The 13,720-nt window shown below is 70.7% G+C and carries 18 protein-coding genes and 1 riboswitch; of the genes, 14 read left to right on the plus strand and 4 right to left on the minus strand.

Annotated elements, in window-relative coordinates; all coding sequences use genetic code 11:
* Positions 1 to 31: 31 nt before the first annotated feature.
* Complete coding sequence (locus ABD127_RS04025; protein WP_344197971.1) at positions 32 to 649, minus strand: superoxide dismutase; 618 nt, start codon at positions 647 to 649, stop codon at positions 32 to 34.
* A 166-nt stretch (positions 650 to 815) separates the two neighbouring features.
* On the opposite strand from ABD127_RS04025, the gene clsA reads away from it, so the two are divergent.
* From clsA to gcvP, 10 genes are all read left to right on the plus strand, one after another.
* On the plus strand, positions 816 to 1,430 hold the full coding sequence (gene clsA, locus ABD127_RS04030) for a cardiolipin synthase ClsA (RefSeq protein WP_344197973.1): 615 nt from the start codon (positions 816 to 818) through the stop codon (positions 1,428 to 1,430).
* A gap of 5 nt (positions 1,431 to 1,435) precedes the next feature.
* Complete coding sequence (locus ABD127_RS04035) at positions 1,436 to 2,272, plus strand: DUF881 domain-containing protein (RefSeq protein ID WP_344197975.1); 837 nt, start codon at positions 1,436 to 1,438, stop codon at positions 2,270 to 2,272.
* Positions 2,269 to 2,601: a small basic family protein gene (locus tag ABD127_RS04040; RefSeq protein ID WP_344197977.1), complete on the plus strand. Its 333-nt coding sequence runs from the start codon at positions 2,269 to 2,271 to the stop codon at positions 2,599 to 2,601. The genes ABD127_RS04035 and ABD127_RS04040 overlap by 4 nt, the downstream gene beginning before the upstream one ends.
* Entirely contained in the window at positions 2,594 to 3,385 is a 792-nt protein-coding gene (locus ABD127_RS04045; protein WP_344197979.1) for a DUF881 domain-containing protein, read from the plus strand. Before ABD127_RS04040 ends, ABD127_RS04045 begins: the two co-directional genes overlap by 8 nt.
* A gap of 54 nt (positions 3,386 to 3,439) precedes the next feature.
* Positions 3,440 to 3,814 (plus strand): glycine cleavage system protein GcvH, encoded by a 375-nt coding sequence (gene gcvH, locus ABD127_RS04050; protein WP_344197981.1) that lies wholly within the window; start codon positions 3,440 to 3,442, stop codon positions 3,812 to 3,814.
* A gap of 76 nt (positions 3,815 to 3,890) precedes the next feature.
* Positions 3,891 to 4,337 carry an FHA domain-containing protein gene (locus tag ABD127_RS04055; protein ID WP_344197983.1) on the plus strand — a complete coding sequence of 149 codons (447 nt, stop codon included), beginning with the start codon at positions 3,891 to 3,893 and terminating at the stop codon, positions 4,335 to 4,337.
* 13 nt (positions 4,338 to 4,350) lie between these two features.
* The gene (gene ftsR / locus ABD127_RS04060; protein ID WP_344197985.1) at positions 4,351 to 5,043 is read left to right on the plus strand and encodes a transcriptional regulator FtsR; all 693 of its coding nucleotides are present in this window, start codon (positions 4,351 to 4,353) and stop codon (positions 5,041 to 5,043) included.
* Positions 5,044 to 5,048: 5 nt separating this feature from the next.
* Positions 5,049 to 5,516, plus strand: a complete 468-nt coding sequence (locus tag ABD127_RS04065) for a bifunctional nuclease family protein (RefSeq protein WP_344197987.1) — start codon at positions 5,049 to 5,051, stop codon at positions 5,514 to 5,516.
* A gap of 140 nt (positions 5,517 to 5,656) precedes the next feature.
* Complete coding sequence (locus ABD127_RS04070; protein ID WP_344197989.1) at positions 5,657 to 6,238, plus strand: MerR family transcriptional regulator; 582 nt, start codon at positions 5,657 to 5,659, stop codon at positions 6,236 to 6,238.
* Positions 6,239 to 6,639: 401 nt separating this feature from the next.
* Positions 6,640 to 6,734, plus strand: a riboswitch (glycine riboswitch).
* Between the two features lie 68 nt (positions 6,735 to 6,802).
* Positions 6,803 to 9,628, plus strand: a complete 2,826-nt coding sequence (gene gcvP / locus ABD127_RS04075) for an aminomethyl-transferring glycine dehydrogenase (RefSeq protein ID WP_344197991.1) — start codon at positions 6,803 to 6,805, stop codon at positions 9,626 to 9,628.
* On the opposite strand, the gene ABD127_RS04080 is transcribed toward gcvP, so the two are convergent.
* Genes ABD127_RS04080 through sigK form a run of 3 tightly spaced genes read right to left on the minus strand, consistent with a single transcriptional unit; the run spans position 9,568 to position 11,719 of the window.
* Positions 9,568 to 10,374 carry an alpha/beta fold hydrolase gene (locus ABD127_RS04080; protein ID WP_344197993.1) on the minus strand — a complete coding sequence of 269 codons (807 nt, stop codon included), beginning with the start codon at positions 10,372 to 10,374 and terminating at the stop codon, positions 9,568 to 9,570. The genes gcvP and ABD127_RS04080 overlap by 61 nt on opposite strands.
* Positions 10,375 to 10,412: 38 nt before the next feature.
* Positions 10,413 to 11,111 (minus strand): anti-sigma factor, encoded by a 699-nt coding sequence (locus ABD127_RS04085; RefSeq protein ID WP_344197995.1) that lies wholly within the window; start codon positions 11,109 to 11,111, stop codon positions 10,413 to 10,415.
* A complete protein-coding gene (sigK, locus tag ABD127_RS04090) occupies positions 11,108 to 11,719 on the minus strand; it encodes an ECF RNA polymerase sigma factor SigK (RefSeq protein WP_344197997.1) in 612 nt (203 codons plus the stop codon). Before sigK ends, ABD127_RS04085 begins: the two co-directional genes overlap by 4 nt.
* Before the next feature lie 133 nt (positions 11,720 to 11,852).
* Here sigK and ABD127_RS04095 point away from each other — a divergent pair, with 133 nt between their 5' ends.
* Genes ABD127_RS04095 through ABD127_RS04110 form a run of 4 tightly spaced genes read left to right on the plus strand, consistent with a single transcriptional unit; the run spans position 11,853 to position 13,696 of the window.
* Positions 11,853 to 12,476 carry an alpha/beta fold hydrolase gene (locus tag ABD127_RS04095; RefSeq protein WP_344199410.1) on the plus strand — a complete coding sequence of 208 codons (624 nt, stop codon included), beginning with the start codon at positions 11,853 to 11,855 and terminating at the stop codon, positions 12,474 to 12,476.
* Between the two features lie 10 nt (positions 12,477 to 12,486).
* Positions 12,487 to 12,852, plus strand: a complete 366-nt coding sequence (locus ABD127_RS04100; protein WP_344197999.1) for a hypothetical protein — start codon at positions 12,487 to 12,489, stop codon at positions 12,850 to 12,852.
* Positions 12,845 to 13,246 carry a hypothetical protein gene (locus ABD127_RS04105; RefSeq protein WP_344198001.1) on the plus strand — a complete coding sequence of 134 codons (402 nt, stop codon included), beginning with the start codon at positions 12,845 to 12,847 and terminating at the stop codon, positions 13,244 to 13,246. The genes ABD127_RS04100 and ABD127_RS04105 overlap by 8 nt, the downstream gene beginning before the upstream one ends.
* A gap of 3 nt (positions 13,247 to 13,249) precedes the next feature.
* Entirely contained in the window at positions 13,250 to 13,696 is a 447-nt protein-coding gene (locus ABD127_RS04110; protein WP_344198003.1) for an SRPBCC family protein, read from the plus strand.
* Positions 13,697 to 13,720: the final 24 nt, after the last annotated feature.

Genomic DNA, 13,720 nt, shown 5'->3' on the forward strand with positions numbered 1-13,720 from the left:
CCAGGTGCGGGCCGTTCGAGGTGGGCTTCGATCAGAAGATGATCTGGCCGCCGCTGGTGGCGGCGGTGAAGCGCTCCTGGGCGTCGGCCCAGTTGACGATGTTCCAGAACGCCTTGACGTAGTCGCCCTTGACGTTGAGGTAGTCGAGGTAGAAGGCGTGCTCCCACATGTCGAGCTGCGTGATCGGGATCAGCGTGGCCGGGATGTTGGCCTGCTGGTCGTACAGCTGGACGACGAGGAGCTTCTGGCCGAGGCTGTCCCACGCGAGGATCGCCCAGCCGGAGCCCTGGATCGTCAGCGCGGTCTGCTCGAAGTGCGCGCGGAACTTGTCGAACGAGCCGAAGTTCTCGTCGAGCGCGGCGGCCAGGTCGCCCGTGGGCTTGTCGCCGCCCTCGGGGGACAGGTTCTTCCAGAAGATCGAGTGGTTGATGTGACCACCCAGGTTGAACGCCAGGTTCTTCTCGATGCCGGCGATCGCGCCGAAGTTCTCGGTCTCGCGGGCCTCCTCGAGCTTCTCGAGGGCCGTGTTCAGGCCGGCGACGTAGTTGGCATGGTGCTTGGAGTGGTGCAGCTCCATGATCTTGCCGGAGATGTGCGGGTCCAGGGCACCGTAGTCGTACGACAGATCGGGCAAGCTGTAGTCAGCCACGCGTCCTCCTCAGGGAGGCCGCAGAGCCCCCCGTGTAGTTCAGTTGGGTGTGTCGATGTCGTGCCCGTCCATCCTGTCACTCAGGGTGGAGGACGCACGCGGAGCCCCGTCGTGTCTCTCGATGTGGAACACCGGTCTCGGGGCGTCATGGCCTAGGGTTGCGGTGATGAACACCGAGGATCGCGTGCTGACGGTGCCGAACGCACTCAGCTTCGTCCGGCTGCTGCTGGTACCCGTGTTCCTGTGGCTCGTCCTGGGACCGGAGTGGGACGAGCTCGCCCTGCTCGTGCTGATCGCCTCCGGCATCACCGACTACCTCGACGGCAAGCTCGCGCGCACGCTCGGCCAGACCTCCAAGATCGGCGCGATCCTCGACCCGGTCGCCGACCGCCTGTACATCCTCGCGGTCGTCGTCGGCCTCGGGCTGCGCGAGATCATCCCTTGGTGGCTGGTCGTCGCGATCCCGCTGCGCGACGTGTTCCTGTTCAGCCTCATCCCGTTCCTGCGCACCCGCGGCTACAGCTCGCTGCCGGTGCACTTCCTGGGCAAGGCCGCGACGGCCGGCCTGCTCTACGCCTTCCCGCTGCTCCTGCTGGGCGACGGCGCAGGCACGGTCGCCGACCTCGCCAACGTGTTCGGCTGGGGCTTCGCGATCTGGGGCGTGGGCCTGTACTGGTGGGGCGGCATCCTCTACGCCTTCCAGGTCCGGCGCCTGATGAGCGCCACCGAGCGGCTCGACCCTGACGAGCGACCCACGCGTCGCGAGCGTTCCGCCGGCTGACGCTGATGGTGTCCACCCCGCCGGGCTCCACGTCGACGGACTCGCCCCGGCCCCAGCGCACCCCGTACAGCCGCGAGGCCACGGGGCTGCTCGACCAGATCGCCGAGCGCGCGCTCGACGACGACTACTACCTCGTCCGTTCCGGTCGGTACTCCCGCTCGCGGGGCACGAACACGGCCGCGACGGCGGTCGTGCTCGCCCTGTTCATGCTCATGGTCACGATCACCGCCGTCCAGTACGCCCAGGACCGTCCCTCCCGCAGCGAGACGCGCGACGCCCTGCTGTCCGACATCGAGAAGGGCCAGAGCAACCAGGCCGACCTTCTGGCCCAGGCCGCTTCGCTGGAGGCCGAGGTCGACGCCTTGCGTGGCGTCCAGGAGAAGTCGCCCGAGGCGCTCGGCGACGAGCTCGCGGCGGGCGCCTCGGCGGTCACGGGCGACGGCCTGCGGATCTCGATCGAGCCCGCCGCCGGCGTCGCGATCAGTGACGGCGAGCTCCGGGCGCTCGTCAACGAGCTGTGGATCGGGGGTGCCGAGGCGATCGCGGTCAACGGCCAGCGCTGGGGCGCCCTGACCTCGCTCCGGGCCGCCGGCGGTGCCATCACGATCAACTTCACGTCGATCGGCGCCCCCTACGTGATCACGGCGATCGGTGACCGTGACACGATCCGTGAGCGGCTCGACGCGAGCGGTGAGGACGGATACTGGGAGCGGCGCCAGAGCCAGGACGAGTTGACGTACGACGTCAGTGATGCCGACGATCAGGTGCTGCCCGCCGCCCCCGACCACCGCACGACCATCACCCGCGCCACGCCGGTGCCGCCCGAGGAAGGAACGTCATGATCCCGGTTCTCGGACTCGTCGTGGGCGTCGCCGTCGGACTCGTGCTGCAGCCCGAGGTCCCGGTCGCGCTCCAGCCGTACCTGCCGATCGCGATCGTCGCCGCGCTCGACGCGGTCGTCGGAGCCCTGCGGGCCGTGGGGGAGAAGCGGTTCGACGACCGCGTGTTCGTCGTGTCGTTCGTCTCGAACGTCCTGATCGCCGCCTTCATCGTCTTCCTGGGCGACCAGCTGGGCGTCGGGTCGCAGCTCTCGACCGGCGTCCTGGTCGTCCTGGGCATCCGCATCTTCGCCAACGCCGCCGCCATTCGCCGTCGGGTCTTCCATGCCTGACGAGCAGGTGCCGGACGACACCCCGGACACCGACGACACCCCGGACACCGACGAGGCGACGGCGACCGACGAGGGGTCCGAGGCCGCCGCCCGCCCGGCGCCCCGAGGCCGCTCGCGCCAGATCCTCTCGGCCCTGCTGCTCGGCCTGCTCGCCTTCACCGTCACGGTGCAGCTCGGGCAGGACGAGGCCGACAGCTACCAGAACCTGCGCAGCGTCGAGCTCGTCGAGCTGCTCAAGACGCTCGACGCGACCAACGGCCGTCTCACCGAGCAGATCGAGGACCTCACCGCCACGCGCGACGACCTCCGCTCGTCGACCGACGCCTCGGAGACCGCGCAGAAGGAGGCCCAGCGGCGGCTCGACGACCTGTCGATCCTCGCCGGCACCGTCGGCGCGACGGGCCCGGGCGTGCGACTGACCCTGACCGACCCCACCGGCACGATCGGGGCCTCGGTGCTGCTGGACGCCGTGCAGGAGCTGCGCGACGCCGGGGCCGAGGCGATCGTCATCAACGGGCACGCCCGCGTCGTCGCCCAGACGTGGTTCGCCGACGGCGACGCCAGCGGTTCGATCCTGGTCTCCGGCAAGGAGGTCGAGGCGCCGTACGTGATCGAGGCGATCGGCGACCCGGCCACCCTCGCGCCCGCGATCGACTTCCGCGGCGGGATCTCCGACCGCGTCGAGTCGCGAGGTGGCACACTCGCCGTCGAGCGACTCGACGTCATCACCATCACGGCCCTGGCCGACGCCGTGACCCCCGAGTACGCTCGGGGCGATTCGTGACCCGCCCAGACCCCGCGTTTCCCACCCCTTTTCGGACTGCTTGAAGGAGCGCCCGTGATTCCCGAGGACCTGTACTACAGCGAAGAGCACGAGTGGGTGCGCGTCGACGACGACGTCGTGACGATCGGCATCACCGACTTCGCCCAGGACCAGCTGGGCGACATCGTCTACGTCGAGCTCCCGCAGGTCGGCGACGCGGTCGAGGCCGGCTCGACGGTCGGTGAGCTGGAGTCGACCAAGTCGGTCAGCGACATCTTCAGCCCCGTCTCGGGCGAGGTCGTGGCCCGCAACGACGCGCTCGACGGCGGTGAGGAGGTCATCAACTCCGACCCCTACGGCGAAGGCTGGCTGTTCAAGGTCCGGGTCGGCGACGACGCCACGGAGGGTCTGCTGACCCCCGAGGAGTACACCGGACTCACCTCGGCGTGACGCTCGTGGATGTTAGGTTGAGTCTCGAACAGCACGCGCCCGGCGCGTGCACCTCGCTGCAGGAAGGGACCGGGAGATGACGACGCCAGGCGGTGCGCCGGAGCCGGATCCGCGTGACTCGATCGAGCACACGACCCACATCCCCTACGTCGACCACGACACCGAGGAGATGTCCGCCGAGGACATGGCCACGGTCGAGAAGCTCCCGACGGGTTCGGCGATGCTGCTCGTGCAGCGTGGCCCCGAGGCCGGAGCGCGCTTCCTGCTCGACGCGGAGGAGGTCACCGTGGGCCGTCACCCCGAGAGCGACATCTTCCTGGACGACATCAGCGTCTCGCGTCGTCACGCCACCTTCCGTCGCGAGGGCAAGACCTTCGTCGTGTCCGACAAGGGCAGCCTGAACGGCACGTACGTCAACCGCGACCGCATCGAGCGCGACATCGTGCTCGCCGGCGGCGACGAGGTGCAGTTCGGCAAGTTCCGCCTGCTGTACTTCGACAGCACCACGCCGGGACGAGCATGATCGAGGTTCGTGCATGAGCGGGGGCGCTGCCTCCTTCGAACGCCTCGGGATCGGCAAGGTCCTCGACGAGCTCCAGCAGGAGTTCCCGGACCTGACCATCACGAAGATCCGCTACCTGGAGTCCGAGGGACTCCTCGAGCCGGAGCGCACGCCCTCGGGCTACCGCAAGTTCAGCTTCGGCGACGTCGAGCGGCTGCGCTTCATCCTGCGCCAGCAGCGTGACGCGTTCTGGCCCCTCAGCCACATCCGCCAGGTGCTGGACGACCTCGACAACGGGCGGGCGCCCAGCGAGGAGACCGGCCGCCACCTGGCCCTGGCCGAGGACGGGCTGCCGACGTCCGAGACGTTCACCGAGCGCCCCAGCCGGGCCCGCCTCTCGCGCGAGGACCTGCTCGAGCGGGCCGGCATCGACGACGCCGTGCTGGTCGACATCGAGGCCCACGGGCTGATCGTCCGCCGCGCCCGCCAGAAGTACTACGACGGCGACGACCTCGCGATCGCCACCGCGGTCGCCGAGCTGGCCCGCCTGGGTGTCGAGCCCCGGCACCTGCGCCAGGTGCGCAGCGCGGCCCAGCGCGAGGCCGACCTCGTCGACCAGGTCGTCGGGCCGCGGTCCGGCGAGGACGCCCAGGCCACGGCCGCGGCGCTCGCGGCCGGCTCGATCCGTCTCCACACCCTGGTGCTCCGGTCGCTCCTGCAGGGCTGATCCGCATGCGCGAGGTCGAGATCGTCGGGGTCCGGGTCGACATGCCCGCCAACCAGCCGCTGGTGCTGCTGCGCGAGGTCGGCGGCTCGCGTGTCGTGCCGATCTGGATCGGAGCCGTCGAGGCGTCTGCCATCGCCTTCGCCCTCCAGGGCACGCCCACGGCCCGACCCCTGACGCACGAGCTGATGGCCTCGATGGTCGAGGCGATGGGCGACGATCTCGAGCGGGTCGAGATCGTCGACGTGCGCGACGGGATCTTCTTCGCCGAGCTGCACTTCGCCTCGGGGGCGGTCGTGGAGGCCCGGCCGTCGGACGGCATCGCGCTCGCCCTGCGCTGCGCTGCCACGGTGCTGGTGGCCGAGGACGTCCTCGACGCCGCGGCGATGGTGCCGGAGTCCGAGGAGGAGGAAGAGGTCGAGCGCTTCCGGGAGTTCCTCGACGACGTCGATCCGGAGGACTTCGCCGAGGGGTGACGTGGTCGGGCCGCGACACGCCGGGCGGGTCCTTGACGACCCTAACCCTCACCCTTAACTTGAGGTTGCTGTCGAAATCTCCCCGATGTCATTAGGCCGGGGTAGTCTTCCCCGTAACGACGCCATCGAAGGGCCGTGCCATGATCGATCCCCGCGACACCGAGCATGCTGACGACGCTGCTGCTGCCGCAGCCGGCGACCAGGGTCTGCTGTTCGACGACGACCTGGCACCGATCCCCGTCGACACGGGCTACCGCGGCCCCACGGCCTGCTCCGCCGCCGGCATCACGTACCGCCAGCTCGACTACTGGGCCCGCACCAAGCTCGTCGAGCCCACCGTGCGCTCCGCGACCGGCTCGGGCACCCAGCGCCTGTACTCCTTCCGCGACATCCTGCTGCTCAAGATCATCAAGCGCCTGCTCGACGCCGGCGTCTCGCTGCAGCAGATCCGCACCGCGATCGACCACCTGCGCCTGCGCGGCACCGACGACCTGACCCAGGTCACGCTCATGAGCGACGGCGCCAGCGTCTACGAGTGCCGTTCCGCCGACGAGGTCATCGACCTCCTGCGCGGCGGCCAGGGCGTCTTCGGCATCGCCATCGGCGGTGTCTGGAAGGAGATCGAGGGCTCGCTCCACGAGCTCCCGAGCGAGCGCACCGCCGCCGTGCCCGACGCGAACGACGAGCTCTCCGCCCGCCGCCGCGCCCGCGGCGCCAGCTGAGGACTCGGTTCCTTCGGGACCTGCCTGCACGTGCCCGCCCTGCGTGGTTGGTGACAAGCGGGCATGGACCAGCAGTGGTGGGCTCCGGCCTGCGGCATCTGACCGCCTTCCGGGGTGGTCCACACGATGTGTGCGCTCATGCGCCTTGATCAGGCAGTTTCAGGCGCATTTCTGCACACATCTGCACGGGTAGCCCGGGGAAGGCCGTTCTGCGCACACATCTGGTGGGAACCGGGCGGATGACCGGAGCCGGCACCCCGCTGGGCGGTCCATGCCCGCTTGTCCGCCACCACCGAAAGCCCGCACGCAGCCGCGAGGCTCCCCACGAACCCCCACGTGACCCACGTCCCGCGCGTTCGCATCCACCCGGCGACCGGCCCTTGCTAGGCTGGCCGGGCTGATGACGCCGCGTGGGAGAGACTGACCCACCCAGGGCAGCGCCGAAGGGGCAATTCCTCCCCGGAACCTCTCAGGCACCCAGGACCACACGGACGAAGCAATTCTGGAGGTCTGCCGACAGAAGGGGAGGGGAGCTCAGCCCCTCGACCCCATCTGGAGCGTTCTGTGACCTCGTTCGTCGACCGCCACATCGGCCCGCGTCCCGCCGACATCGAAGCGATGGTCAGCCGAGTCGGGTTCGACTCGCTGGACGCGCTGATGGCCGCCGCCGTGCCGGCCGGCATCCGTACCCAGCAGGCCACGGCCGTCGCCCGGATCGGTCAGGGCGAGCACGAGGTGCTCGGCCGCCTGCGTGAGCTGTCCGAGCGCAACACGCCCGGCGTCGCGATGATCGGCACGGGCTACCACCCGACGCTGACCCCGCCGGTGATCCGCCGCAACGTCCTGGAGGACCCCTCCTGGTACACGGCCTACACGCCGTACCAGCCCGAGATCTCCCAGGGCCGCCTCGAGGCGCTGCTGAACTACCAGACGCTGATCGGCGACCTGACGGGCCTGCCGACCGCGAACTCCTCCCTCCTGGACGAGGGCACGGCCGCGGCCGAGGCGATGACGCTGGTCCGCCGTGCCGTGCGTGGACGCGAGTCGGCCCCGGTCGTGGTCGACACGGGCCTGCACCCGCAGACCATCGCGGTCGTGGCGACCCGCGCCGAGGCGATGGGCATCGAGCTCGTCCACGCCGACCTGAGCAACGGTCTGCCCGTCGACGACTGCGCCGGCACGATCATCGCCTACCCGCGCACCGACGGCGCGATCGTCGACCCCCGTGCCGTGATCGAGGCGACGCACGCCGCGAACGGCCTGGCCGTCGTCGTCAGCGACCCGCTGGCCCTGGTGCTGCTGTCCTCGCCCGGTTCGATGGGCGCCGACGTCGCCGTGGGCTCGGCGCAGCGCTTCGGCGTGCCGATGTTCTACGGCGGGCCGCACGCCGGCTTCATGGCGGTGCGCGCGGGCCTGGAGCGCCACCTGCCGGGCCGCCTCGTCGGCGTCTCCGTCGACGCTGCCGGTCGCCCCGCCTACCGGCTCGCGCTGCAGACCCGCGAGCAGCACATCCGTCGTGAGAAGGCCACGTCGAACATCTGCACGGCGCAGGTGCTCCTGGCCGTCGCGGCGTCGATGTACGCGGTGTACCACGGAGCCGAGGGCCTGCGCGAGATCGCGGCCCGCACGCACGGCCACGCGGCGACGATCGCCGGAGGCCTGCGGGCCGGGGGAGTCGAGCTCACCGCCGACGCCTACTTCGACACGATCACCGCCCGGGTCCCGGGCCGCGCTGCCGACGTCGTCGCCGCGGCGCGTGCGGCCGGGATCCACCTGCGCCCGCTCGACGCCGACCACGTCGGTGTCAGCACGTCGGAGGCGACCACGAGCGAGCACGTCATCGCGGTGCTCACGGCCTTCGGTGTCGACGCCCAGGCGGGCACGCCCGGATCGGCGCTACCGACCGCGCTCCTGCGCACCGACGCGATCCTGACGCACCCGGTCTTCACCGAGCACCGCAGCGAGACGCAGATGCTGCGCTACCTCAAGAAGCTCAGCGACCGCGACTACGCGCTGGACCGCGGCATGATCCCCCTGGGCTCGTGCACCATGAAGCTCAACGCGACGGCCGAGATGGAGCCCATCAGCTACCCGGGCTTCGCCGAGCTGCACCCGTTCGTCCCCGCCGAGGACGCGATCGGGTTCATCGAGCTGATCGACCTGCTCGAGGGCTGGCTCGCCGACCTCACCGGCTACGCGCAGGTCTCGATCCAGCCGAATGCCGGGTCGCAGGGCGAGCTCGCGGGCCTGCTGGCCATCCGCGGGTACCACCGCAGCCGCGGCGACGTGGATCGCACGATCTGCCTGATCCCCAGCTCGGCCCACGGCACGAACGCCGCCTCCGCGGTGATGGCCGGGATGAAGGTCGTCGTCGTGTCCTCGACCGACGACGGCGAGGTCGACCTCGACGACCTGCGCGCCAAGTGCGAGAAGCACGCCGACGAGCTCGCCGCGATCATGGTCACCTACCCGTCGACCCACGGCGTGTACGAGCACGGCATCACCGAGCTGTGCGACGTCGTGCACGCCCACGGCGGCCAGGTGTACGTCGACGGTGCCAACCTCAACGCGCTGGTCGGCCACGCCCGTCCCGGCGAGTTCGGCGGCGACGTGTCGCACCTGAACCTGCACAAGACCTTCTGCATCCCGCACGGCGGCGGTGGCCCGGGTGTCGGTCCGGTCGCGGTGGGCGAGCACCTGGCCCCCTTCCTCCCGACGCATCCGCTCCACCCCGACGCCGGACGCCGTGAGGGCCTCGGCCCGATCAGCGCCGCGCCGTACGGGTCGGCGGGCATCCTGCCGATCCCGTTCGCCTACATCGCGCTGATGGGTGCCGACGGGCTGACCCAGGCGACCTCGGTCGCCGTGCTGTCGGCCAACTACGTCGCGAAGCGGCTCGAGGAGGCCTACCCGGTGCTGTACTCCGGCGACCACGGGCTCGTGGCCCACGAGTGCATCCTCGACCTGCGACCGCTCACGAAGGCGGCCGGCCTCACGGTCGACGACATCGCCAAGCGGCTGGTCGACTACGGGTTCCACGCGCCGACCATGAGCTTCCCGGTCGCGGGCACGCTGATGATCGAGCCGACCGAGTCCGAGGACCTCGCCGAGCTCGACCGGTTCTGCGACGCGATGCTCGCGATCCGAGCGGAGATCGACCAGGTCGCGAACGGCGACGTCGACGCCCAGGACAATCCGCTGGTGAACGCGCCGCACACGGCGCGCGAGCTGCTGGAGTGGAAGCACGCCTACTCGGTCGCCGAGGGCGTGTTCCCGGCCGGGACGACCGACGACAAGTACTGGCCGCCGGTGGCGCGGATCGACCAGGCCTACGGCGACCGCAACCTGGCCTGCACCTGCCCGCCGCTCGAGGCGTTCGCGGAGGCCTGAGCGAACCAGTCGACGACACGGTCGACCACGACGTCGGGGCTGCGCACCCAGCGGACGTGGTCGGTCGTGCCGTGCGGGCCGGCCGCCTTGGCGGTGTAGGTCCAGCGGGTCGTGAGACCGGGGTCGCAGAACCGCTCGACGAAGTCGTCGGTCGCGGCCGAGACGGCGTACGGGTCGGCCTGCAGCTTGATGATGAGGCTCGGGACGTCGAACCGGCCGTCGGCGCGGAACGGCGGGCGGCCCGTCACGGCCCACCGGCCCCACTCCCGCATCAGCGTGCGGGCGCCGGGCGCTCCGAACGCCGGCTTCGGCAGGTACCCGAAGGCGAGCGTCAGTGGCCAGGCCATCGCCCCGGCTGCCAGCACGGGGATCCCGGCGTGCGGGTACCGGCGGAAGAACGGGGTCGACGTGCCGATGCCGACGAACGCGTCGGGCCGGTCGTCCGCATCACTGCTCGTGAGCGACAACCCGGCGGCGATCTGTCCGCCGAGGCTGTGCCCCAGCACGATGACGGGACGGTCGGCCTGCTCGGCGCGAGCCGCGCGGACGGCCTCGCCGAGGTCGGCGATCTCGTCGGCGTAGGACCAGTCGGCGCGTCGTGAGGCGCGGGGGAGGTCCTGCTCGAAGCCACGCCGCGCGAGGGCACGGGCGTCCCACCCGTGACGCCCGAACGAGGTCACCAGCGGCCCGTAGTACCGGGAGCCGATGGCCATCGCCGGGCTGATCAGGACGATCGGTTTCTGCACGTCGCCCATCTTGTCAGAGCGACACGCTGACGTTTCCGTCAGATCGCCACGGTGCCGATCGGCAGCGAGGTGGGCTTCTCGGAGCCCCCGCTGGGCTCGACCGTGACGGCCACCTGGTCGGCTCCGTCGACGCCCGACACGTACTTCATGTCGGAACCGTCGATCACGCCTGCCGACTGCGGCACGCCCTCGCGCATGGTCCACAGCTGGTAGACCTGGTCGTCGAGCGCGGGCAGGCTGCTGACGGTCACGACCGCTGCGTCCTGCGACGCCGAGTGCACCAGGCGCATCGTCCCGCCACCGTTGAGCTGCGTGTCGGAGATCTGGGCGTCCGCAGCGGTCATCACGAGCTCGACCGCCGACTGCTCGGCACGGACGTTCTCGACTTGCTGGTGCTCGATGACGTAGCCCGCGACGCCCGCACCGGCGACGAGCACGGCGGCAGCCGCGACGAGACCGGGGAGGCGTGAGCGCAGCGGACGCTTGCGACGCATCGGGACGACCGTGGGCCGCTCCTGGGGCGTGGTGGCCGCAGCGGCCAGGATCTTGGCACGCAGCGCGTCCGGCGGATCCTGCGCGACGGCCTCGCCGAGGCGGACGGCCGTGGCGATGAAGCCGTCGACCTCCTCACGGCAGGTCGGGCAGTCCGACAGGTGCGCCTCGAACTCGTCGCGCTCGTCGGGATCCAGGACGTCGAGGGCGTAGGGGCCCACGAGGGAGTGGAGGTCGATGGTCATGCGGTCACCCCCATGCAGTCGCGGAGACGGATCAGGCCGTCCCTCATTCGGGTCTTGACGGTGGCGAGGTTGGCGTCGAGCAGCTCGGCCACCTCGGGATAGCTGTACCCGCCGAAGTAGGCGAGGTTGACCGACTCGCGCTGCAGGTCGGTCAGCCCGTCCATGCAGCGGCGGACCTGCTGGTGCTCGAGGTTCACGATGACTTCCTCACTGACGACGTCGTGGTCGGGTCCCCCGACCCAGTCGTAGGAGTCCTCGCGGTCGGAGGCAGCCTGGTCGTGGCGGATGGCGTCGACGGCCCGGCGGTGAGCCAGGACGAGCACCCAGGTCTTGGCGCGTCCGCGCGCCGGGTCGAACCGGTTCGCGGTCCGCCACACCTGGAGGAAGACCTCCTGGGTGACTTCCTCGGCCCGGGCCGGGTTGCGGAGCAGGCGCCGCGTGAGGCCGTGGACCGGCGCTCCCAGGGCGTCGTACAGCGCCGCGAAGGCCTGGTCGTCGCCGCGTGCGGTGCGCACGAGGAGGTCGTCCAGGTCCAGCGCCGGGGCGTCGTCGACGGACGACAGGTGGCGCTTGTCGTCGGATGACGACGGTACGGACGAGGGGGTCATCGGCTGGCCTTTCTGGACGCTTCACAAGGATTTCGCTGCCGGGACACCGTCGGATGGGTCTGGCGGAGCAGGGATTCTCGGTGGCGTGCATCACGGACGATCCGGTCTGCGGACCCCGATCGGCCGTGTGACGATGGCGGTCGTGCCCTACGTCCTTGATCGACTCCACGATACGTCCGATCCGCGGTGTGCCGTCCTGTTTCTGCATGGTGGCCAGCAGAACAATCTCGAGCCCGTGGAGAAGAAGCACGCCAGCTGGTGGCGCATCAACGCGATGGCCAAGCGCGTGGGCGCCTTCGACGGCACGACCGTCACGTACGTGATCCGGTTCGGGGCGCGCGGCTGGAACGACCCGTCAGCCCCCTCGCCGGTGGGCGACGCCCGCGCCGCGCTGGCGGAGATCCGTGAGAACCACCCGGGCCTGCCGATCGTGCTCGTCGGCCACTCGATGGGCGGTCGCACCGCGTGCCGGGTCGCCGACGAGAAGGGCGTCATCGGTGTGGTCGCGCTCGCCCCGTGGCTGCCGGAGGGCGAACCGATCGCCGGGGTGGCCGACCGCGACGTGCGGATCATCCACGGGACGCGCGACCGCTGGACCTCCGCACCCCTCAGCAAGGTGTGGGCCGAGCGGGCCCGCTCCGTGGCCTCGAGCGTCGAGTGGACCTCCCTGCGCGGGGTGGGCCACTTCATGTTCCGCCGCGTGTCGACCTGGAACGGCTTTGTGACAGACTCCGTGGCGGAGATCCGGGCCAGGTGAGAGGAACGGCGTGAACGATCCCGTCGCCTACGCGGTCACGGCGTACGCGCTGGTCGCAGCCCTGTACGCGGGGTGGCACCTGTGGCGCGAGGCACCGTTCTCGAATGGCTTGTTCTACGTCGTGTCGGTGCTCGAGCTCCTGCTGATCGCGCTGCTGATCAGTGGGTCGATCGCGCTGGGCCGCACCGACCGCGACGTCGACGGCGTCCTGTTCATCTCGTACCTCGTGACCACGCTCGTGATCCCGCCCGCTGCGATCCTCTGGGGTGTGGCCGAGAAGTCGCGGTGGGGCTCCGGGGTCGTCGTCGTGGCGATGCTGACGGTGGCCGTCCTGGTCGTCCGTGTGCTCGGGATCTGGCAGGGAGCCTATGTCTGAGACATTCAGGAGCGGTGGTTCGACCTCCGCCGGTTTCGGCCGTGCGCTGGTGGCGATCTACGCCGTCTTCGCGCTCGCGGCGTCGGCCCGCTCGATCTACCAGCTCGCCGCCAAGGCCTCCGACGCACCAGTGGCCTACACGCTCTCGGCGGTCGCGGGCATCGTCTACGTCGTCGCCACGTACGCGCTCGCGACCGACCGTCGCGGTCTCGCGGTGGCGACGATCGGCTTCGAGCTGGTCGGCGTGCTGGGGGTCGGCGTGCTGACGCTGGTCGACGGTGAGCTCTTCCCGGACGCGACGGTCTGGAGCGACTTCGGTGCGGGATACGGCTTCGTCCCGCTGGTGCTGCCGTTCGTCGGGCTCTGGTGGGTCCGGCGGACGTCGCGGGCCTGAGCCGTGACGCCGGAGCCCTACGTCCTGGTCTCGACCTGGACCGTCGCGGCTCCGCCTGACCGGGTGTGGGCCGTCTTCGACGCGTTCGTCGACGACGCGGACCCGTTCGCGTGGTGGCCCGACCTGGTCGTCGACCGCCGTGACGGGGACGTGCTGCACGTCGCGACCCGCAGCGGGCTCGGCTACCGCCTGAGGTTCCGGCTGCACTCGCTGCGCACCCGTCCGGCGACGTCGATCGGCTTCGACGCCTCGGGCGACCTGAACGGGACGGGCGACGTCGAGCTGGCGCCGGACGAGCAGGGTGGGACGCACGTCCGGATCACCTGGACCGTCGCTCCGGCGCGCCGCTGGATGCGCTGGACGACCCCGGTCCTGCGACCGCTCTACGCCGCCGCCCACCGCCGGGTGATGCGCCGCGGTGAACGCGCCCTGAGCGCCTGGCTCGCCTGACCGCCCAGATTTGACCACTTTGGG

It is taken from the genome of Aeromicrobium alkaliterrae, assembly GCF_039529015.1.
GTDB lineage: Bacteria > Actinomycetota > Actinomycetes > Propionibacteriales > Nocardioidaceae > Aeromicrobium > Aeromicrobium alkaliterrae.

Bases quoted from the DNA above. Each gene is read 5' to 3' on its own strand.
- ftsR (WP_344197985.1), top strand. From the start codon at position 4,351: ATGAGCGGGGGCGCTGCCTCCTTCGAACGCCTCGGGATCGGCAAGGTC.
- sigK (WP_344197997.1), bottom strand. From the start codon at position 11,719: ATGACCCCCTCGTCCGTACCGTCGTCATCCGACGACAAGCGCCACCTG.
- ABD127_RS04105 (WP_344198001.1), top strand. From the start codon at position 12,845: ATGTCTGAGACATTCAGGAGCGGTGGTTCGACCTCCGCCGGTTTCGGC.
- ABD127_RS04045 (WP_344197979.1), top strand. From the start codon at position 2,594: ATGCCTGACGAGCAGGTGCCGGACGACACCCCGGACACCGACGACACC.
- ABD127_RS04055 (WP_344197983.1), top strand. From the start codon at position 3,891: ATGACGACGCCAGGCGGTGCGCCGGAGCCGGATCCGCGTGACTCGATC.
- ABD127_RS04085 (WP_344197995.1), bottom strand. From the start codon at position 11,111: ATGACCATCGACCTCCACTCCCTCGTGGGCCCCTACGCCCTCGACGTC.
- ABD127_RS04065 (WP_344197987.1), top strand. From the start codon at position 5,049: ATGCGCGAGGTCGAGATCGTCGGGGTCCGGGTCGACATGCCCGCCAAC.
- ABD127_RS04095 (WP_344199410.1), top strand. From the start codon at position 11,853: ATGGCGGTCGTGCCCTACGTCCTTGATCGACTCCACGATACGTCCGAT.
- clsA (WP_344197973.1), top strand. From the start codon at position 816: ATGAACACCGAGGATCGCGTGCTGACGGTGCCGAACGCACTCAGCTTC.
- ABD127_RS04040 (WP_344197977.1), top strand. From the start codon at position 2,269: ATGATCCCGGTTCTCGGACTCGTCGTGGGCGTCGCCGTCGGACTCGTG.
- ABD127_RS04035 (WP_344197975.1), top strand. From the start codon at position 1,436: ATGGTGTCCACCCCGCCGGGCTCCACGTCGACGGACTCGCCCCGGCCC.
- ABD127_RS04070 (WP_344197989.1), top strand. From the start codon at position 5,657: ATGATCGATCCCCGCGACACCGAGCATGCTGACGACGCTGCTGCTGCC.